At 69.9% G+C, this 20,084-nt stretch carries 12 protein-coding genes; 9 read left to right on the top strand and 3 right to left on the bottom strand.

Features of this window, described 5'->3' with window-relative positions; genetic code table 11:
- The 7 genes from AAF604_06575 to AAF604_06545 form a co-directional block, all read left to right on the top strand.
- The coding region (locus AAF604_06575; protein MEM7049303.1) for a condensation domain-containing protein at positions 1-1,500 on the top strand (1,500 nt) is incomplete at its 5' end.
- Complete coding sequence (locus tag AAF604_06570) at positions 1,497-5,546, top strand: amino acid adenylation domain-containing protein (protein ID MEM7049302.1); 4,050 nt, start codon at positions 1,497-1,499, stop codon at positions 5,544-5,546. The genes AAF604_06575 and AAF604_06570, both read left to right, overlap by 4 nt.
- Entirely contained in the window at positions 5,543-8,038 is a 2,496-nt protein-coding gene (locus tag AAF604_06565; GenBank protein MEM7049301.1) for a penicillin acylase family protein, read from the top strand. Before AAF604_06570 ends, AAF604_06565 begins: the two co-directional genes overlap by 4 nt.
- A 12-nt stretch (positions 8,039-8,050) precedes the next feature.
- Positions 8,051-10,396 (top strand): TonB-dependent siderophore receptor, encoded by a 2,346-nt coding sequence (locus AAF604_06560; GenBank protein ID MEM7049300.1) that lies wholly within the window; start codon positions 8,051-8,053, stop codon positions 10,394-10,396.
- 5 nt (positions 10,397-10,401) lie between these two features.
- Positions 10,402-11,667: an ABC transporter substrate-binding protein gene (locus AAF604_06555; protein ID MEM7049299.1), complete on the top strand. Its 1,266-nt coding sequence runs from the start codon at positions 10,402-10,404 to the stop codon at positions 11,665-11,667.
- Complete coding sequence (locus tag AAF604_06550; protein ID MEM7049298.1) at positions 11,664-12,752, top strand: iron ABC transporter permease; 1,089 nt, start codon at positions 11,664-11,666, stop codon at positions 12,750-12,752. The genes AAF604_06555 and AAF604_06550 overlap by 4 nt, the downstream gene beginning before the upstream one ends.
- Positions 12,749-13,792 carry an ABC transporter ATP-binding protein gene (locus tag AAF604_06545; protein MEM7049297.1) on the top strand — a complete coding sequence of 348 codons (1,044 nt, stop codon included), beginning with the start codon at positions 12,749-12,751 and terminating at the stop codon, positions 13,790-13,792. The genes AAF604_06550 and AAF604_06545 overlap by 4 nt, the downstream gene beginning before the upstream one ends.
- Before the next feature lie 53 nt (positions 13,793-13,845).
- Here the strand turns inward: AAF604_06545 and AAF604_06540 are convergent, their stop codons facing one another.
- Positions 13,846-14,652 (bottom strand): methyltransferase domain-containing protein, encoded by an 807-nt coding sequence (locus AAF604_06540; protein ID MEM7049296.1) that lies wholly within the window; start codon positions 14,650-14,652, stop codon positions 13,846-13,848.
- A gap of 110 nt (positions 14,653-14,762) precedes the next feature.
- Between AAF604_06540 and AAF604_06535 the strand changes: the two genes are divergently transcribed.
- The gene (locus tag AAF604_06535) at positions 14,763-17,198 is read left to right on the top strand and encodes an ABC transporter permease (protein MEM7049295.1); all 2,436 of its coding nucleotides are present in this window, start codon (positions 14,763-14,765) and stop codon (positions 17,196-17,198) included.
- 73 nt (positions 17,199-17,271) lie between these two features.
- On the opposite strand, the gene zigA is transcribed toward AAF604_06535, so the two are convergent.
- Positions 17,272-18,516: a zinc metallochaperone GTPase ZigA gene (gene zigA, locus AAF604_06530; GenBank protein MEM7049294.1), complete on the bottom strand. Its 1,245-nt coding sequence runs from the start codon at positions 18,514-18,516 to the stop codon at positions 17,272-17,274.
- 152 nt (positions 18,517-18,668) lie between these two features.
- Between zigA and AAF604_06525 the strand changes: the two genes are divergently transcribed.
- Positions 18,669-19,115, top strand: coding sequence for a Fur family transcriptional regulator (locus AAF604_06525; GenBank protein MEM7049293.1), 447 nt, complete (start codon positions 18,669-18,671; stop codon positions 19,113-19,115).
- Positions 19,116-19,128: 13 nt separating this feature from the next.
- Here the strand turns inward: AAF604_06525 and AAF604_06520 are convergent, their stop codons facing one another.
- Positions 19,129-20,061 carry a hypothetical protein gene (locus AAF604_06520; GenBank protein MEM7049292.1) on the bottom strand — a complete coding sequence of 311 codons (933 nt, stop codon included), beginning with the start codon at positions 20,059-20,061 and terminating at the stop codon, positions 19,129-19,131.
- Positions 20,062-20,084: the final 23 nt, after the last annotated feature.

Below are 20,084 nucleotides of genomic sequence, written 5' to 3'. Positions count from 1 at the left end.
CGCACGTCGCTCCACCTGCACGGCTTCGAACAGCCCCTGCAGGTGGTCCACCGCTGGGCTGAGATTCCGCTCGAGGTCGGCACCGGGTCCGATCCCCCTTCGGCCGAGGCGCTGCTCGCCGCCGAGCGCGCCCGCGGCTTCGACCCCCAACAGGCACCGCTGATTCGTCTCAAGGCTTACCGTTTGGACGAGCGCCGAGTGCGCCTCGTCGTGTGCGAGCACCACGCCATTCTCGACGGCTGGAGCGCCGCTTCGTTCTTGACCGAGCTGCTGCGCCTCTACCACGACCTGGCTTCCGGCGCGTCGGCAACCCCGCCCGAGGCACCGCCGGTGGGGATGCGGCGGGCGGTCGAGCTGGAGCGCGCGGCGCTGGCCGACCCGGCGAGCGCGGAGTACTGGCGAGAGCGGCTCTCCGGCGCGCCAGTCGCCGCCTTGCCCGCGGCCCCCGCCGGCGCGCCCGCCGGAGAAGGGCGAGAGCTCCCGATCGAGCTGTCCGATTCGATCGCCCGCGCGGTGCGCGAGCTGGCGGTCGAGCTGGCGGTGCCGGTGCGCACGGTGCTGCTCACGGCTCACCTCCGCTGTCTCGCCGAAGCCGGCGGCGCAACCGATGTGGTGACCGGGCTGGTGACTCACGGCCGGCCCGAGGAGGAGGGCGGCGAACGGGCCCTCGGCCTGTTCCTCAACACGGTGCCCTTCCCGTTGCGCCTGCGCACGGAGAGCTGGCGCGACCTGATCGCGCGCGTCCACGCCGCCGAGGGCGAGATGATCCCGCACCGGCGCTTCCCCCTCGCCGAGCTGGTCCGGCGCCGCGGCGGTCTGCTGTTCGACAACGTCTTCAACTTCGTTCACTTCCACGTCCAGCGCGAGGCCGAGAAGGTGGCCGGCTTCGAGGTGCTGGCAGCTTCCGGAGAGGAGACCAACGAGCTGCCGCTGTCCGCGACCTTCCGCTCCCAGATCTCCGGCAGCGGCCTTTCCGGTGAGCTGGCGGTCGATGGCAAGACGCTCGATTCCCTGCAGGCCGAGGCGCTGGCGGCTCTCTACCCGCGAGTGCTGGCGGCGATGACCGACGACCCCGCCGGGCGTCACGACCGCTTCGAGAGCGGTACCGCACAGCTCTTCTCGGTTGGCGATGACTCGGTCGTTCCCTGGCGCGCCCGGCTTGACGCGCCCGCCGACGAGCGACCCGAGGAGCCGGCGGTGGCGCCGCGGCGGACCCCTCCGGCGAACGACAGCGAGCGACAGGTAGCGGAGGTGTTCTCGGAGCTGTTGGGGGTGGCCGAGGTTGCCGCCGAGGACGACTTCTTCCGGCTCGGCGGCCATTCTCTGCTCGCCGGCCGGGCGGCGGCTTTGCTGCGCGAGCGGATGGGCGTGGACTTGACTCTGGGTGAGCTGCTCGCGAGCCCCACGGTCCGCGCCATCGCCCGCGCCGCTGACCGCCGCCGCGAGGAATCAGTGCCCGCCGGCGCCCAAGAAGAGGACTGGGAAGAGGTGGAAATTTGACCGCCGTCGAGCTCCTCGCCGAGCTGAATCGCCTCGATGCCCACCTCATCGCCGAGGACGGTCGCCTGCGCCTGCGCGCGCCGCGGGGTGCGGTGAGCGCCGAGCTGCAGGAGCGCCTGCGCGACGCCCGGGCGGACCTGCTGGCTCTGCTCGCTCCGCCCGCCGGTCCGGCTCCGACAGCGCGCGGCCCGGAGGCGCCGTTGACCGCCGCACAGCGCCGCCTCTGGCTCCACCACCGACGCCATCCCGACTCGGCCGCTTACCACCTGGCCACCGCCCTGCGGCTGCGCGGGGCGCCGTCGCCGGCGACGGTGGAGGCGGCCGTCGAGCTGGTGCTCGAGCGCCATGAAGCCTTGCGCACCGTCTACCGCGAAGCGGCCGACGGACCGCGGCAGGTCGTGCTCTCGGCCCGCCGTCGTCGGTTGCCGTGCTGCGATCTCTCGGCCTTGCCGCCGGACGCCGTGGACGGTGAGTTGCGGCGGGCGGCGGCGGCGGTGGCGACCCGGCCTTTCGATCTCGAATCGCGTCCACCGCGGCGGGAGGTGCTCTTCCAGCGCCGCGGCAGGGATCCGGTTCTGGTTTGGACCCTGCACCATATCTCCGGAGACGGCCTCTCCCTCGACCTCTTGCTGAGGGAGCTCGAGGAGGCATTGACGGCGGGCGAGCGGGGACAGCCGGCGGAGCTCCCCGCGGTGGCCCTCCAGTACGCCGACTTCGCGTACTGGCAGGAGCGCCACGCGGGCAGCCGGCAGGTCGCCGACCGGGTGCGGGCCTGGGTCCGGGATTTCGAAGGCGCGCGGCCTCCGGAGCTCCCCTTCGACCGGCCGCCGGTCGGGGATCGAGGACTCGCCGAAGAGCTGATCGTGCCGCTGCCGGAAGGACCGGCCTTGGCCGCCTTGGCGCGGCGCTCGGGGGCGACCCCCTTTGCGGCGGCGTTGGGATTCGTGGCGGCCTGGCTGGCGCGGATGGGGGGTGTCAGCGAGGCGGTGATCGGCACGGCCGTCGCCGGGCGTCCCTTTCCCGGGCTCGCGGGCGTCGTCGGCATGCTGGCGGACCTCGTGCCGCTGCGGGTGGCGCTACCTTTCAATCTCGACGCCGCCGGCGTGATCGCCGCGGCCGGCCGGGTGGTGGTGGCCGCCGAAGGCCGCGCCGACCTGCCGGCGGATCTCTTGATCGAGGGGCTCGGAGGCTCCGGTGCTCCGCCGCTGATGGACGTGACCTTGACCGGCGGCGGCCCCGAGCCCGCTGCCTCGGCGCGCCGTCTGGTGGTCGAGCCGATCGCCGCCGAGCGTCGGGCGCGCTTCGATCTGGCCCTGGGAGTGGCCCTCGAGGGGGCGCGCCCGGAGCTCTCCGTCGATTTCGACCGGGCGTGCTTCGAGACGACCACCGTCGAGCGGTTGCTGCGCGCTCTGCGCACCCTGATCCAGAGCGCACTCACCGAGCCCGGGCGGCGGTGGACGGAGCTGGCGCTGCTGGCGCCCGCGGAGCGCCACGCCGTCCTCCACGAGTGGAGCGGCGGCTTCCGTCCTTCCACCACTATCGCAGCGGTCCATCGGCGCGCGGTGGCCGCGGCCCGGCGCGATCCTCAGCGGCCGGCGGTGATCGAGGCCGGCGGGGAGGTTTGGACCTACGGCGAGCTCACCGCCGCGGCCGCCGACCTGGCGCGTCGCCTGCGAGGCGCCGGCGTCGGACCCGAGGCCTGTGTCGGTCTGTACCTGGAGCGCGGCGCTCCTCTGGTGGCGTCATGGCTCGGCGTCCTCCTCGCCGGCGGCGTCTGCCTGCCCCTCGACCCGGCGCACCCGCGGCGGCGGATCGTCGCCCTGCTGGCCGACGCCGGCGCCGTGGCGTGGATCGCCGCCGCCGGCAGCACGGTACCGGCGGAAGCAGCCCATCGCTTCGATCCGCCCCATCGCCTCGATCCGCCCCGGCGCCGGGACGCCGAGCCCCTGCCGGATCGGCTCCCAGATTTGCCGCTTCCCGCGTCGTTCTCCCAGCCGCCCCCGGGACAGGCCGCCGCCCTCTTCTACACCTCGGGCTCGACCGGCCGGCCGAAAGGGGTGATGGTGACCCACGGCGGCCTCGCCGAGCTGGTCGACTGGCAGATCTCGCACCGGCGCATCGCCCCCGGCGATCGGCTGACTCACGTCGCCGGCACCACCTTCGACGTCACCGCCTGGGAGATCTGGACCGCCATCGCCGCCGGCGCCACTTTGGTCCTGCCGGCCGAGGAGGCCCGCACCGACCCGCGTCGACTGGCGGAGTTCCTGGCCGCCGAGGAGCCGGCCTGGTGCTGGGTACCGACGGCCGTCGCCGAGGAGCTGGTGCGCGATCGCCGTCTACCCGCCACCGGTCTCTGGACCGGTGGCGATCGACTGCGCCTGCGGCCGGCGTCGCCTTCCCCGCTGCTGGTCAACTCCTATGGACCGACGGAGGCGACGGTGACGGCGACTGCCGGCGTCGTCGAGGCGGCACCGTCGGCCGGGCGGTTGGCACCCTCGCTGGGCCGGCCGATCGCGAACGTGCGGACCTTCGTCCTCGATCGCCGGTTGGCTCCGGTGCCGCCGGGATTCGTTGGTGAGCTGTGCCTCGGCGGGGCGGCGCTGGCGCGCGGCTACCTCGGGCGCCCCGGGTTGACGGCCGCGGCGTTCATGCCGGACGCGGTGAGCGGTGAGCCCGGTGCGCGGCTCTACCGGACCGGCGATCGGGTGCGACATCTCGCCGACGGCCGACTTCACTTTCTCGGCCGCTTCGATCATCAGCTCGAGGTGCGAGGCCATCGCATCGAGCCTGGCGAGGTGGAGGCGGCGCTCCTCGCTCACCCGAGCGTGCAGCAGGCCGCCGTTGCCGCGCCAGAGGTCGGTGGCGAGCCCGTGCTCACCGCCTACGTCAGCGCCGGCGCCGAGCCGGAAGTGCTCCGCGCCTGGCTCCGTGAGCGCCTGCCGCCGGCTTTCGTACCGGCGGCATGGGTCGCCCTCGAAGCGCTGCCCCTGAGTGCCAACGGCAAGCTCGATCGCGGCCGATTGCCCGCCCCGGAGATCTCCGCTCGACCGGCGCGCGACCTCGCCGAGCAGGAGCTGGTGGCGCTGTGGAGCGACGTCCTCGGAGTGCCTGCCGGGCGCGACACCGACTTCTTCGCGGCCGGCGGCAGCTCTCTCGCGGCATTCCGGCTGGCGGCGCGCATCGGCGCCCTGCAGGGTCGGCTGGTAGCCGTGGAAACGGTCCTGGCGGCGCCCACTCCGGCGGCGGTGGCTGCCGAGCTCGGGCTCACCGGAGAAACCTCCGATCCCTGGGTGGAGCTGGCTCCCGGCGAGGGCCTGCCGCTCCTCCTGGTGCCACCGCCCGGCGGCAGCGCCGCCAGCTATCTCGACCTCGCCGAGGGTCTCCGGGGACGCCATCCGGTGCGGGCCCTGCGGCCGGCGCCGGCGGGTCCCGAGGAGGTCGCCACCGCCCTCGAGGCCGCGGCTCGGGCGGCGGCCGGCGGCGGGCCCTGTTTGCTCGGTGGCTGGTCCGCCGGCGGCCTGCTCGCCTTCGAAACGGCGCGCCGGCGGATCGCGGCCGGATCGCCGGTGCGGGCCCTGGTGCTGCTCGATGCGCCGCCGCCGGGAATGCTCCGCCCGCCTTCGCCGCGGGGCGCCCTCACGGCGTTCGTCGAGTTCCTGATCGAGAGCGCCGGAGCACCGCCGCCAGAGAGTCGGCTCAGCTCCTGGGACGAGTTGATCGCCTGGGCGTCGTCGGCCGATCTGATCGGGGTCGGTGGAGAGGCACAGCTCCGACGTTGGTGTGACGACTTCACCTCGTCGGTGGCAGCGGCGGCGGCCGTCAAAGCGGATCCGCCCGGACCGCCGGCGGTGCTGGTCGCGGCTCGCCGAGGCCCGATGGTGGCTCGCGGTGGGGTCGACGCCTGGCGCCGTTCGCTCGACGCCCTCGAAGTTCTCGCTGTCGACGCCGATCACCACGAGGTCACCCGTGGTCCGGCCCTCGACGGCCTCTTGGCCGCCCTCGGCCGGATCGTTCCCGAGCGGCAGGAAGAAAGGGAGACAGCATGAACGCGGCGCCCTCCAAACGCCCTCGCCGCCGCTGGTGGCGCCTTCTCGGTCGCGCCGCGGCGGCGGCCCTCGTCCTCTTGCTACTGGTTTCGGCGGTTGCCGTGATCTGGGGTTCTCGTGCCTGGCGCTCCGGCCTTCCTCGGCTCGAAGGGGCGGTGTCGGCGCCCGGGCTGAAGGCGCCCGCCACGATCGATCGGGACGCCATCGGGGTGCCGGCGATCCGAGCCGCGAGCCGCCTGGACGCCGCCTACGCCACCGGTTTCGTACATGCCCAGGACCGCTTCTTCCAGATGGACCTCCTGCGCCGGCGGGCCGCCGGAGAGATCGCCGAGGTGCTCGGGCCGCCGGTGGCATGGGTCGATGTCGCGGTCCGTCGGCACCGCTTCGCCGCCCGGGCAGAGCGGCAGTGGGAGCGGGCGCCGGTCGAGGAGCGACGGCTGCTCGAAGCGTACGCCGCCGGTGTCGCCGCCGGTCTCGACGATCTCGGTACCCCGCCCTTCGAGCACGCCCTGCTCGGGGTCGAGCCGCGGCCCTGGCGGCCGGCGGATAGCTACCTGGTGGTGTTCGCGATGTACCTCGACCTGGACGACGCCGAGGGCTGGCTCGACCGCGGCCGCGGCCGTATCCGCAGCTTGCTCGCCGAGCCCCTCGCCGACTTCCTGCTCGCCGCCGGCGAGGTCGATTCGGCGGCCCTCGACGGCAGCCGATTTCCGGAGCCGCCGCTACCCGGTACCGCGCCCCCGGGAGTCCGCCCGGAAGCGGAGTCGGAGGCGGCCGATGCCGGCATGAGAGATCTCGAGGTCGCCCAGCGCGCGGCCAGCAATGCGCTGGCCCTGGGCGGCTCCCACACCGCCGACGGTCGCGCTCTCCTCGCCGCTGACGTCCATCTCGCCCTCGGCTTGCCCAACATCTGGTACCGCCTGGCGCTGCACTGGCCCGATGGACCCGATGGAGAACGGCGGCTCGTTGGTGCCACGCTGCCCGGCCTGCCGCTGGTGGTGGTGGGGAGCAACGGCCGCCTCGCCTGGGGGGTGACCAACGCCTACGCCGACACCACCGATGTGGTTCGCCTCGAGCCGGGGAACGAGCCCGACAGCTATCTCACCTCCCGCGGTCCTCAGCGCTGGCGGAGGGTGGTCGAGACGGTGCGTGTGCGCGGTGGCCGCGACCGTGAGGTCGAGGTGATCGAAACTTCTTGGGGACCGTTGCTCGACGCCGGTCCCGAGGGCGATCTGCTGGCGCTGCGCTGGGATGCTCATGCGCCGGGCGCCGCCGGCCTGGACTGGCGACGGCTGGAGGAGGCTGATGATGTCTCTGCCGGTCTCGCCGTCGCCGCCGCCGCCGCGGGACCGGCGCTCAACATGCTGCTGGCCGATGCCGCGGGCGCCGTCGGCTGGACCGTTGCGGGCCGACTGGAGAGCCGTGCCTCGGCGGAAGTTCCGGTCGACGGAGCGCAGCTGGCGCCGGCCGCTTGGAACTTTCTGCCGCCGCTCCGCAAGCCGCGTCTCGCACCCGGCCCGGACGGACGCTTGTGGAGCGCCAACCACCGCCACCTGAGCGGTGAAGGGCTCGCGAGCCTGGGCGACGGCGGGTACTCCTCGGGCACCCGAGCCGCCCAGCTCCGCGACGGCCTGCGAGCCCTCCCGTCGCCGGCCGGGGAGCAAGATCTCCTCGCGCTCATGCTCGACGACCGGGCCTGGCGACTGGACCGCTGGCAGGCCCTGCTGGCGGACACGCTGGCCGCCTCCGACGACCCGGCCCTCGCCGCCGCCCACCGCCACGTCGTCGACTGGGGAGGTCGCGCCGCGATCGACTCGGTCGGCTATCGGCTGGTGCGGAACTTCCGGCGCCGCATCGCCATCGAGGTGCTCGACTCGCTGCTCGGACCGGTTGTCGCCGAGGACCCGGGCTTTCCCAGCGGCGGGGTCATTCCCCGCCACGAGCTGCCGCTCTGGCGGGTCATTTCCGAGCGTCCTGAGCACCTGGTGCCCGCCGGCCGGGAGAGCTGGGAGGCGCTGTTCGAGGGCACCGCGAGAGCGGCCGTCGACGAGCTGTCGCGCGGACCGCAGGGCCTCGACGGGGCCACCTGGGGTCGGCGCAACACGGTCCAGCTGCGTCATCCCTTGAGCCAGTTCTTGCCGCCGGCGCGGCGCTGGCTGGACTTGCCGCCGCGGCAGTTGCCCGGCGACAGCTTCGTGCCGCGCGTGCAGCACCCGACCTTCGGCTCCTCCCTGCGGATCGTGGTGGCGCCCGGGCGCGAGGAGCGTGGCCTCTTCCACATGCCCGGCGGCGCCGGCGGCCACCCGGCAACGGCGTCCTACGGCGCCGGCCACGAGACCTGGGAGCTGGGCCTGCCAACGCCCCTGCTGCCGGGGCCGGCGGTCCACCGAATCGAGCTGATCCCTGATCCTGCGGAGTCCCCGCGGCCTGGCGCCGCGTCCGGCTCCGATTCCAATACGCCGGCGTCCGCCGGTGCTGTTTCCATCAACTGAGCGGAGATGTCCATGATGTCTAGAAGTAACCCTTCCCGTCTGATGACCTTCCTATTGTTCTTCACCCTGATCGCTGGTCTCGGGCTATCGGTCGTCGCCGAGGAGCCCATGCCCGTTGCCGGTAACGTCGTCGACGCCACCGGTGGCGCCCTCCCCGGAGTTTGGGTGACCCTACGGCTCGCCGACGGCGGCGAGCGCACGGCGAGCACCGATCGGCGGGGCGCCTTCCGGTTCGACGCCGTTCCGAAAGGCGACCATCGCCTCGAGTTCGAGCTCAGCGGCTTCTCGCCGACTGGGCAGAAGCTGAGTCACGGAGCGCAGGCCAGCGAGCTCGAGGTCGAGCTGTCGGTGGCGGTGGCCGAGCAGATCACCGTCCGCGACGCGGTTCCCTATCGCTCTCTGCAAGCGGTCACCGCAACCCGCACCGAAACTCCCCTTCTCGAGGTCCCCCAGTCGATCGAGGTGCTGCCGATCGAGATCGGCGAGAGCCAGGGTGCCCTGACCGTCGGCGACATGCTGCGCAACGTCAGCGGCGCGGTGCCGGACACCGGTTTCCAGGGAACCCAGGACGGTTTCTACCTGCGCGGTTTCTCGGTGCAGCCGGTGCTGCGCAACGGCTACCGCCGAGCCAGCAACGTCGGGCTGACCCCCCTCGCCAACGTCGATCGGCTGGAGGTGTTGAAGGGACCGGCGGCGGTGCTCTACGGCTCCGGCTCCCTGGGCGGAGTGATCAATGTGGTCACCGCCAAGCCGCTGCCGCAGGTCGCCCGCAGTGCCGCTCTCGAGCTCGGCAGCTACGACCACTACGGCGCACGAGTGGATCTCAGTGGGCCCTTCGGCGAGGGGTCCGCATGGCGCTACCGGCTCAATGCCTCCCATCAAGACTTCGAGAGCTGGCGCGACCGGGTCGAGGGCGAGCGAACCCTGATCGCGCCGGTGGTGTCGTGGGAGCCGGACGGCTCGACGCGCTTGATCATCGAAGGTGAGCAGTACGAGCAGTCGCTGCCGGTCTTCGCCACCGGTGTGCTGCTCACCGGTGACGGCCTGCTCGAGCTGCCGGTGGAGCGCAACCTGGCGGCGCCTTGGACCGAGTTCGACCGCCGCAACCGCACTCTGGGCGTCCGCTTCGAACGCCTGCTCGGCGACACCTTCGAGCTGCGCGCCGACCTTCAGACGGTGGAGTACGAAGAGTTCACCCTCGCCGACTACCTCACCGATATCGCGCCGGACGGCCGCAGCGCGCAGCGGGCGGTCTACTTGAATGACTTCGATGTCGTCGGCACGGACACCGGCCGGCTCGAGTTGCTGGCGGATACCGCCACCGGCTCGGTTCGCCATACGCTGCTGTTCGGGGTCGAGGTGGCGCGGGACAACTTCGGCGGTGACAGCTTCTTCAGCAGTGGCTCCGTGGCCCTCGACGTCCTCGACCCGACGTTCCCGGCGGCGCCGCCGGATCAAGACGGCCCCTTCTTCTTCGAACAGGAGCAGGACTTCACCGGCGTCTACGTGCAGGATCAGATCGACTTCGGCCCGCGGGTCAAGGCGCTCGCCGGCGTGCGCTGGGACACCCTGGACACCAGCTTCCGCTTCGAGCGCGGCGCCGACTTCGATCCCGCCATGGAGGACGAGGCGGTGAGCCCCCGCTTCGGTCTGGTCGTGATGGCGCGGCCGGAGCTGTCGCTCTTCGCCGGCTACGCCCGGTCCTTCGAGCCCAACGGCCGCACCGATCTGCTCGGCAACTACCTCGACCCGGAACGCGGCGAGCAGATCGAGGCGGGCTTCAAGTGGCTGCCCAAGGACGGTCGCCTGTCGGTCAACGGCGCCGTTTTCGATCTGGTGCGCAGCGATGTCGCGACCCGTGATCCCTTCGATCCGCGGCTGCTGGTGGCGATCGGCGAGCAGAGCAGCCAGGGCGTCGAGATCGACGTCACCGGCCGGCTGAGCGACCGGTTGCGCGCAGTGGCCAGCGCCAGCTACTTGTGGGAGTCGGAGATCACCGAGGACGCTTCGCGTCCGGTCGGCTCGCGCTTCGTCAACGTGCCGGAAGAGACGGCGAGCCTGTGGCTGAACTACGATCTGCCGCAAACCGGGTGGGGCGGTGTGAGCCTGGGCGCCGGCGCCTTCTACGTCGGGGACCGCGCCGGAGAGCTGGCCCTCGATCCCTTCACCCTCGACGACTATCTGCTGGTGCATGCCGCGGTCGAGCTGCGGACCGAGATTGGCGGCCGCTCCTACGGGCTGGCGCTCAACGGCCGAAATCTCACCGATGAGCGCTATGTCGAGGCCGGTCAGGGGCCGCTCGCGAACTACTACGGAGCGCCGCGAACGGTGATGCTGACGCTGCGCGGCCGCTTCTAGTTGTCGTGGAAGGGTCTTTAGTTCGGGCCCTGTCGCTGGCTGCCGTCGTGATGGCGGTGGCCGGCGGCTGTGCCCCTGCTGTTCCCATACCCTCCCACTCGGTCTGGCCGGCGGTACCCTTCGATGGCACCACCAACCTGGCCGATGGCTGTGTGGAGGACTTCGATCCGGCTGCCGACTACTTCCCCGAAAAGGTCCGGTTCCGGCACACCGAGCAGCTCGAGGTCGAGTACCGGGGCCACTACAAGGTGGTGACGCTGCGGCCGCGGATCGATCCCGAGCGCGTCCGCCGGTGGGTGTTGGTGCAGTGCGGCACGCCAGCACCGGAGGCATCGCAGGGGACGGTGATCGAGGTGCCCGTCGCCCGCTTCGCGGTCACCCCCCCGGGGTGGGCTGGAGCGGTCGATGCGCTCGGTCTAGCGGACCATCTGACGGGCCTCGGGACCATCCAGCGTTTGACCACTCCGTCGCTGCTCGCCCGCGTCGAGTCCGGGGAGCTGGTCGAGATCGGCCGCTTCCACCACACCGACGTCGAGCGTCTGTTGGATCTCGAAGCCGGTCTGGTGGTCGATAACTTCACCGCCTATGCCGATTACGAGGTCGAGCATTTGCTCGAAGCGGTCGGGGCACCGGTGGTGCTCGACGCCCAGCACCTCGAGGCGACGCCCCTCGCCGCCAGCGAGTGGGTCGCCTGGCTGGCGCTCTTCTTCAATCGGGAGCGCGCCGCGAACGAGCTCCTGGCCGGGATCGAAGAACGCTATCAGCGACTCGCTGCCGAAGTTGAAGACATCCGGCATCGGCCGGTGGTGGTCACCGATTGGTTCGACAAGGACGCCTGGAACGTCTTCGGTGCCGACAATGTTTTCGCGCGCCAGATCGCGGACGCCGGCGGCGAGTACTTCTGGCAGGAAGACACGCCGCTCAACTGGTTCGAGGTGCCGCTGATCTCGGCCTTCGAGCGCGCTGCCGAGGCCGACCATTGGATCTGGGTTCCGCCCAACATCCGCAACCTCTCCGACGCGTTGGCGCAGGAGCAGCGACTCGCCGCCCTACCGGTCGTCCAGCAGGGCGAGCTTTACAGCTTCGACGCCGATGCTCCGGAGCCGGGACGGGCGCCGTTCTATGATCGGATGCTGATCGAGCCCGATCTCGTTCTCGCCGACATGATCCGTATCTTCCATCCCGAGCTCCTGCCCGATCACCGGCTGGTGTTCTTCCGGCGGCTTGGCGATGCGCCCTCGCAGCTCGAGCCCAGGGGAGGTGAGGCGTGAGCGAGACGCTGACTGCGGACCGCGCTCCGGCGCGCCCGGCCAGCCGCCGCATCGGCTTGAACGCGGTCATCTTCCTCGGTCTGGTCGTCGGACTGGTGGCGCTCTTCCTGTTGGAGGTCACCATCGGCTCGGTGCGGATTCCCCTGGGCGACGTGGTGAGCATTCTCGCCGGCGAGACGCCGGAGCGCGCCAGCTGGGCGCAGATCGTGTGGGAATTTCGACTTCCGCGGGCGGTCACGGCGATCTTCGGCGGTGCCTCCCTGGCGGTCTGCGGACTGCTGCTCCAGACCCTGTTCCGCAACCCGCTCGCCGGCCCCTGGGTCCTCGGCGTGCTCGACGGCGCCTCGGTCGGGGTGGGATTGATCGTGTGGGCGGCGTCGTCCGCCGGGCTGGCGAGTCTCGGCCCGTTCCACATCCTGGGCGACCTGTCCCTGGCCTTCGGCGCGACGGTGGGAGCATGCTTGATGCTCGCCCTGGTGGCGGTGGTGGCGCGGCGGGTGAGCACGGTGACGCTGCTGGTCGCCGGCATCATGATGGCGGCGATCGCCAAGAGCTTGCTCAGCCTGCTGTTTCACTTCATCGACGAGACCGACGTGCGGGTGATGCTCAACTGGCTCGACGGTAGCTTCGCGTCGGTGACCTGGGATCAGATCGGAGTGCTGATGCCGGTTTCCGCGGTCGGCCTGGTGGGGGCGCTCGCCATGGTCAAGCCGCTCAATGCGCTGTTGCTCGGCGAGCGCTACGCCACCAGTCTGGGCGTCGGGGTGGGGCGGGCGCGCCTGCTCTGCCTCGCCATGACGGCGGTGCTCACCGGCTCGGTGACGGCGTTTTGCGGCCCGATCGCCTTCCTCGGCCTGGCGGTGCCGCATCTCTGCCGCGGGCTGTTCAACACCTCCGACCACCGGGTGCTGATGCCGGCGGTGGTGCTCGTCGGGGCGACCCTCGCCCTCGGCGCCGATCTGGTCACTCACCTGCCGTGGGCGCGGCAGTTCCTGCACCTCAACACGGTGACCTCGATGATCGGTGCGCCGGTCGTTCTGTGGCTGGTTCTTCGGCGGCGCCATCTCAGGAGCCTCGAGCTATGAGCGGGTCGGACGTGACCCTCGTCGCCCGAGAGCTGGCGGTCGGCTATCGCAGTCGTGGACGCGAATCGGCGGTCATCGCCGGCCCGCTCGATCTCGAGCTGCGGCGCGGCGAGCTGGTCTGTCTGCTCGGTCCCAATGGCGCGGGCAAGTCGACCCTGATGCGCTCGCTGACCGGCATGCAGGCTCCTCTCGCCGGAAGGGTGGAGCTGGAGGGCAAAGCCCTCGCCGATCTCCCTCCTTCCGTCCGGGCTCGCCGGCTCGCCGTCGTCCTCACCGACCGGGTGGCCGTCGGAGTGCTCACGGCGCGGGCGGTGGTCGAGCTCGGGCGCTATCCCTTCACGCCCTGGCACGGCCGCCTCTCGGCGCGCGATCACGCGGCGGTCGATCGCGCCCTGCGTTCGGCGGGTGCCGAAGAGCTCGCGGAGCGCAGTGTTGCCGAGCTCTCCGACGGTGAGCGCCAGAAGGTGATGATCGCCCGTGCCTTGGCGCAGGAGCCGGCAGTGCTCGTGCTCGACGAGATCACCGCCTTCCTCGATCTGCCACGGCGGGTCGAAGCCATGCGCTTGCTGCGCGAGCTGGCGCGCCGAGAAGGCACCGCAGTTCTGGTCTCCAGCCATGACCTGGAGCTCTCTCTGCGCACTGCCGATCGGGTTTGGCTGCTCGCCAAGGGCGGCGCCTTCGCCTCCGGCGTGCCGGAGGAGCTGGTGCTGCAGGGTGCCTTCGCGTCCACCTTCGCCAGCGAGGGCTTGACCTTCGATCGCGCCAGCGGCAACTTTCGCCTCGACGCCGAGCAACGCGACTCGATCGCCGTCGCCGGCGAGGGTGTCCTGGCCACCTGGACGGCGCGGGCCGTCGAGCGCCTCGGCTATCAGGCGAGGTTGGATGGTGCCGAGGCCGACCGGCGGGTCGAGGTCGAGGGCGACGACGAGGTCCGCCGCTGGAAGCTCCACGGCGTTGGCGAGGAGCGCGAGGGCTCGACCCTTTCCGAGCTGGTGGTCGTGCTCGCGGCGTTGGCTGCGGAAGGAGATCGCGAGCGATGAAGGCCAGGCGGTCGCACAGGCCGGCGCTGCCGAAGGCGGGTGAGAAGGTCGGGCTAGAGAACCCGCCCGGTGACCGTGAAGCCGGTCAGCGACGCGACCAAGGGGCCGCGCTGTTCCCGGCGCTCGAGAGCGGTCAGCCAGCGCGCCACCTCCTCCGGCGTCAGGTGGTCCGCCTCGAGGGCTCGCAGCGGCGCGCTGGCGATGCCGAACAGGGCATCGGCGCTGGCGTAGCCCTCGACCACCAGGGTATGAGCCTCGGTGGTCACCTCCGCCAGTCCGGCCGAGCGCATGAGCGCCGGCAATCGGCGACCGATCCAGCCTTGAGGCACCAGGTCGCAGGCCGCCGCCAGCACTTTCCTCGTCAGCCCCTGGTCGTCGAGGTCGATGGCCAGCGTGCCCCAGTCCGGTTCGCTGATCGCCACCCGGCCGCCGCGGCGGCAGACGCGGACCAGCTCGGCGACGGCTCGGGCCGGGTCGGCGACGTGCTGCAGCACTCGTTCCGTTCGGCAGCCGTCGAAGGACGCGTCAGAGAACGGCAGCTCCAAGGCATCTCCTGCCGACAGAGCGGGACCGTCGGGCTTCGCGCCGCCACGGCTCCGCGCGGCCGCGAGCAGGCCGATGCTGAGGTCCATTCCGATCGTCCGCAATCCGTGGGTCGCGAGGCGGGCACTTTCTGCGCCTGTACCGCAGCCGACGTCGAGCACACGAGCGCCGGTGGGCAAATCGAGCTGCTGCTGCATCCGCTCGCGGTAGGCGCGCACGGCGGGCAGCTCATTGACCAGCTCGAGATAGGCGGCGAGACCGTGCGGTCGCGCCGCGGCGTCGACCTGTTCGAATCCGGCAGCGGGCAGGGTGCTCACCGGGTGGTCTCGCGGGCGCGCAGAACCTCTGCCGCGGCGGAATTGGGGATCGACAATCGTTCCATGACTGATATGCAAGTTTATCAATTCGAAGGAGTCGAGGTCGACCGATGATCGTACGATTCTTCACCTGGCTCGGAGCCTTGGTAAGGCCATACCGGCGGCGCCCTGGGGCGGCGCTTCTGATCGTGTTCACCCTCGCTCTCGGCATCGGCGCCAACGCAGCGGTGTTCAGCGCCATCGACGCGATCCTCCTTCGTCCTCTACCCTTTGCCGAACCCGATCGACTGGTGGTGGTGGAGGCGGTCCGCGGTGGCGAGGCGGGGCCGCTGGCGATGCGCGAGGTCGCCGACCTCGAGGAGCGGCGGGATCTTTTCCAACAGGTGGCGGCCTTCCTGCCGGACAGCTCCTACACGCTCTCGGGGCAAGGCGAGGCAGAGAAGCTACCGGCGATCCTGATGACCCACGATCTGATTTCGGTGCTGGGGATCGATCTCCTCTACGGCGAACCCTGGCCGGAGAGCTTCGACCGTGAGCGCAACTTCGGAATCCTCCTCGGCCATCGCGTCTGGAAGCGCAAGTTCGGGGGTCGCCCGGATGTCGTCGGCACCACCGTCGCCCTCGACGCCTCGCCGACCTACACGCCGTCATACACGATCTACGGGGTCCTGCCCGAAGGCTTCGAGTTTCCGGAAGACACCGCCATCTACCGGTCGATCTTCATCAGTCGCTTCTTCCCGAACATCGAAGACCGCAATGCCCGTCAGGTGGTGGCGGTCGCCCGCTTGGCCTCCGGAGTCGGGGTCGAAGAGGCGCGCCAGGGGATCGTCGCTTTGGGGCAAAGGCTGACCCAGGAGTACCCCGACACCAACCGCGGCGTCGGGTTGCAGCTCAGCCCGCTGCGGGAGCGCTTCCTGGGTCCGGTGCGGCCCTATCTGTTTCTGCTCTTCGGCGCCACTGTGGCGGTGCTCTTGATCGCCTGCGTGAACGTCGCCAACCTGCTCCTCGGCGTGGCCCTCTCGCGCGATCGTGAGATGGCGGTGCGCGCGGCCTTGGGTGCCGGCCGCCGGCGCCTGGCCGCTCAAGTGCTCGGCGAGGGGCTGGTGCTGGCGGCGGTGGGCGGAGTCGTCGGGCTCGCCGCCGCCGTGCCCGCCTTGAACCTGCTGCGGTTGGCTCTGGCCGACCGTTTGCCTTTGTGGATGAACCTCTCCCTCGACGGGCGAGCGCTGATCGCGGCGGCCGTGCTGAGCCTCGTGGCGGGTCTCGGTGCGTCGCTGGTACCGGCCCTGAGGGTGTCCTCGGCTCGCCTCCACGACGCTCTCAAGGAGGGCGGTCGCGGCGGCAGCGCCGGCCGTCGTCAAACGTTGGCGCGCCGCGCTCTGGTGGTCTCGGAAGTCGCTCTCTGTCTCGTGCTCCTGGTCGCCGCGGGGCTGGTGGTGAGAACCTTCCGCGCTCTGATGGCGGTCGATTCCGGTGTCCGCACGGAAGGCGTGGCGAGCTTCAAAGTCGCCCTTCCCTGGACCTACGCGGACGAGGATGCCGAGAGGTTTCAGCGCGAGGTGCTCGAGGGATTGCTCGGCTTGCCCGGCGTCCAGGGTTCGGCCTTCAACTCGAATCCTCCGTTGACCGGGATCGAACGGGTCGACCGCTCCTTGGTGCGGGCCGAGGGACAAGACGATGTCGAGGTTCAGAGCAACCCCTATGCCTTCAACCAAGTGATCAGTGATCAATACTTCGAGGTCGCGGGGGTGCGACTGGTCACCGGCCGAGCCTTCGACCGGCGCGACCACGCCGACGCGCCCTCGGTGGCGATCGTGAGTCAACGCCTGGCGGAGCGCCTTTGGCCGGGGGATTCGGCACTGGGCAAGCGGATTCGGGTGATGGGCGATAGTCCGGAGGAGGTGCCTTGGCAAGAGGTGGTCGGCGTGGCCGGGGACGTGCGCCGCGAGGGCCCCAGTGGAGAGCCGGGCTTCGACCTCTATTGGCCGCTGCGCCAGCGTCCCGAAGCCTGGGGACACTTCTTCGCTCGCACCACGGCCTCCGCCGAGGCGCTGTACGGACCGGTCCGCGAGGTCGTCGCCGGCGTCGACTCCGGCCAGCCGGTGTTGGATTTCCGCACCCTCGAGCAGCGGGTGCTCGACAGCGTTTGGCGGGAACGCTTGACGGGCACCATCTTCGGCATCTTCTCGGCCCTGGCGCTGGTGCTCGCCGCCACCGGAGTCTTTGGCGTGATGTCCTACCTGGTTCGGCAGCGGCGGCGCGAAACCGGTGTGCGCATGGCCCTCGGCGCCCGCCGCCGCGACGTTCTCACCGCGGTCCTGCGGGAAGCCCTGATTTTGGTGGCGGTCGGTGTGGCGGCCGGGGCCCTGGCCGCCCTGGTCGCGGTGCAAGGACTGCGAGGAGTCCTCTTCGGTGTCGCCCCTTGGGACCCCGGAGCCTTCGCCGCCGGCGCCGTCACATTGGCCATCGTCGGGCTCCTGGCCGCCCTCGGACCGGCCCTCCGCGCCATCGGTGCCGACCCGGCGGAGGTGCTGCAGGCCGAGTGATCGAGGGGATTCGCTTCGGCCTGCAGCAAAGCTACGACGACTTTGCCGTCGAAGTGATTCGGTTTCCTGGGGTTCAACCGTCCACGCTATCGATCATCTGAAGCTTCGGGAAGGGGTTCGGTAGCGCTGCCCATTCTTGACTGTCGCAGGAGGCGAGCCCCTCGTCGAGCAGGCACGCAGCCAGTCGGGCTCGCATCGCCGCCTCGTCCATCTGCTGGCCGATGAAGACGAGCGCCTGGTGACGATCACCGTAGCGTGGGTGCCAGTTGGGCTGCTGATCCGGCCGCGCACCCTCGGGGTGTTCCCAATGCTCGCGCGGCAAGGCGGCCCACCACATTCCGGCGGGGTTCACGTTGCTGATACCGCCGGCCTGCGCCCACTCATAGGCAATCCGATGATCGGCGGCGACCCAAAAGAAGCCCTTCGATCGCAGCACGCCGCGCCAGGCCTCTTCGTCGTTCAGGAAGGCCCAGAGCTTTTCAGCGTCGAACGGCGCCGAAGCCCGAAAGGTGAAGCTCGAGATGCCGTACTCCTCGGTCTCGGGCGTGTGCTCCCCCTGGAGCTCTCGGATCCAGCCGGCTGAGCTTTCGGCCTTGACGTAGTCGAACAAGCCGGTGTCGAGCACGAGCTCGAGGGGCAGATTGCCTCGCGTCGCCCGGTAGATCTTGGCACCGGGATTGAGGGCTCTCAGAATGGCCTCGACCTCGAGGGCGTGGTTGTCACTGACGAGATCGAGCTTGTTGAGCACGATGACGTCAGCGAACTCGACCTGATCGATCAGCAGGTCGGTGACCGTGCGTTCATCCTCCTCACCGAGCGACTCACCACGGTTCTGAAGCGCCTCGGCGGCGTTGTAGTCCTTCAGGAAGCTGGCGGCGTCGACGACGGTGACCATCGTGTCGAGGCGCGAGACATCACCCAGGCTCACCCCTTGCTCATCCTCGAAGGTGAAGGTCTGAGCGACCGGAATGGGCTCCGAGATGCCGGTGGATTCGATGAGCAGGTAGTCGAATCGCCCCTCTTGCGCCAACCGCGAGACCTCGGCGAGAAGGTCCTCCCGCAGGGTGCAGCAGATACAGCCGTTCGTCATCTCGACCAGCGTTTCTTCGGTCCGCGAGAGCTCGGCTCCACCGCGCTCCACCAGTGCTGCGTCGATGTTGACCTCACTCATGTCATTCACGATCACCGCGATCCGGCGACCCTCGCGGTTGTTGAGCACCTGGTTGAGTAGCGTGGTCTTTCCGGCCCCGAGGAATCCGGACAGGACGGTGACGGGGAGGCGTGGGAGGTCGACTCCGGGTCTTTGGTTCAGTGTCATCGAGGGTCCACTTTCATGTAGTTCTTCGTCTGTCTCGCACGCAGGATGCTCCTGCAAGTCGGTTGCATTAAGCATAGATTCAAGTGACTTGTAGATGCAAGTCGCTTTGCCTATGATTCTCGTATCGACTGACCGAGCACCTCATATCGACCATGAGCATCACCAAAGACGAGGCACGAAAGCTGCTCCACGGAAGTGCTCTACGGGCCACGGCTCCGCGGCTGGCAGTGCTCCGGGTGCTTGCGGAAGCCCAGGGACCGCTTTCCCACACCGAAGTGCTCGAGCGACTCGGCGAGACGGACTGGGATCCCGCGACGATCTATCGGAACCTCGTGAAGCTTCGCGACGCCAGCGTCGCCCCCGTGGTGAGCCGCGCGGACGGTATCGATCGCTACGCGCTCATCGGGGCAGAAGGTGACGGCCATCGTCACCCGCACTTCTTCTGCGAGGACTGCGGCCGCGTCGCGTGCCTGCCGGCGCAGCTCATCGCGTCGATGTCGATGGACGGACCGTGGGCTGCGTCGATCCGAAAGGCGATGGTCCAGTTGAGCGGCGAGTGCCCAGACTGCCTTCAGAGCGCTGGTGAGGATCCTCGGTGAGCAGGGTCCTCTGTTAGGGGATCCCGTTGAGCTCAAGGGTCCGGTAGGTGTCGAGGATCGACGCGTCGACCCAGTAGATGTCCCGGTTGCTGGTGTAGAAGAGGTAGCGACCGTCGCGGGTGACGAAAGGACAGTAGTCCTGACCTTCGGTGTTGATTCCGGGTCCCATGTTCTTCGCCTCCGTCCATTCTCCGTCTGCCTTTCGGAAGCTCACGTAGAGATCGCCGTTGCCCAGGCCGTCGGGTCGACTGGAGGAGAAGATGAGATAGGACTCGTCCGGTGCCACGAAGACGTCGCCGTCATAGCCCTCGGAGTTCACCTTGTCCCCGAGTCGAACCGGTTGTTGAAATTCTCCGTCGACCATGGGGGCTGCATGAATGTCGAAATCGAATTCTTGCCCCTCGGCTGCGGCGCGATTGGTCGTGAAGTAGAGGGTTCCCTCGGCGGTGAACGAGACGTAGTACTCGTTTTGATCGGAGTTGAGCGGCGAGCCGGCGTTTTGGGGCGGACCCCAGCCGTCTTCCGTCCGAACCGAGAACCAGAGATCAACGTCCTTCGGTTCGCCCTCGCCACGGAGGGGCTGATTCGAGATGTAGTAGAGGCGTTTTTCGTCCGGAGACAAGGCGGCGTCCATGAAGCTGTAGCGCTCGTGAGAGACGATCGTCCGAGGCTCGGTCCAGGTCTCGCCGATCAATCGAGTGGAGCGGATCTCGGCGCTCCTTCCGTTACTCACGCCGAAGATGAGCTCCGTTCCGTCCGCCGAGAACACCGAAGCGAACTCGCCACGGTCCGGAAGCGAGATCTCCCCCGGGGCAAAGATCTCGGGAACTTGTCGAGGCGGAGTCTGGTGGAAGTAAAGACGCGATTCGGGGGCCGCTTCCGGATTCCCCGAAAGGCCGAGACATCCCGCCAAACCGAGGCTGCCGAGCAGCGCCAAGCACCTCAAGGCCGCAGATAGGGCTCTTTCGT

The organism is Acidobacteriota bacterium, assembly GCA_039028635.1.
Classification (GTDB): Bacteria; Acidobacteriota; Thermoanaerobaculia; order Multivoradales; family JBCCEF01; genus JBCCEF01.
The sequence above is the reverse complement of the archived record's forward strand: the minus strand, read 5'-3'. Positions and strand labels throughout refer to the sequence as shown.

Coding starts and splice junctions, on each gene's coding strand:
- AAF604_06565 (MEM7049301.1), top strand. CDS start 5,543: ATGAACGCGGCGCCCTCCAAACGCCCTCGCCGCCGCTGGTGGCGCCTT.
- AAF604_06560 (MEM7049300.1), top strand. CDS start 8,051: ATGATGTCTAGAAGTAACCCTTCCCGTCTGATGACCTTCCTATTGTTC.
- AAF604_06545 (MEM7049297.1), top strand. CDS start 12,749: ATGAGCGGGTCGGACGTGACCCTCGTCGCCCGAGAGCTGGCGGTCGGC.
- AAF604_06535 (MEM7049295.1), top strand. CDS start 14,763: ATGATCGTACGATTCTTCACCTGGCTCGGAGCCTTGGTAAGGCCATAC.
- zigA (MEM7049294.1), bottom strand. CDS start 18,516: ATGACACTGAACCAAAGACCCGGAGTCGACCTCCCACGCCTCCCCGTC.
- AAF604_06525 (MEM7049293.1), top strand. CDS start 18,669: ATGAGCATCACCAAAGACGAGGCACGAAAGCTGCTCCACGGAAGTGCT.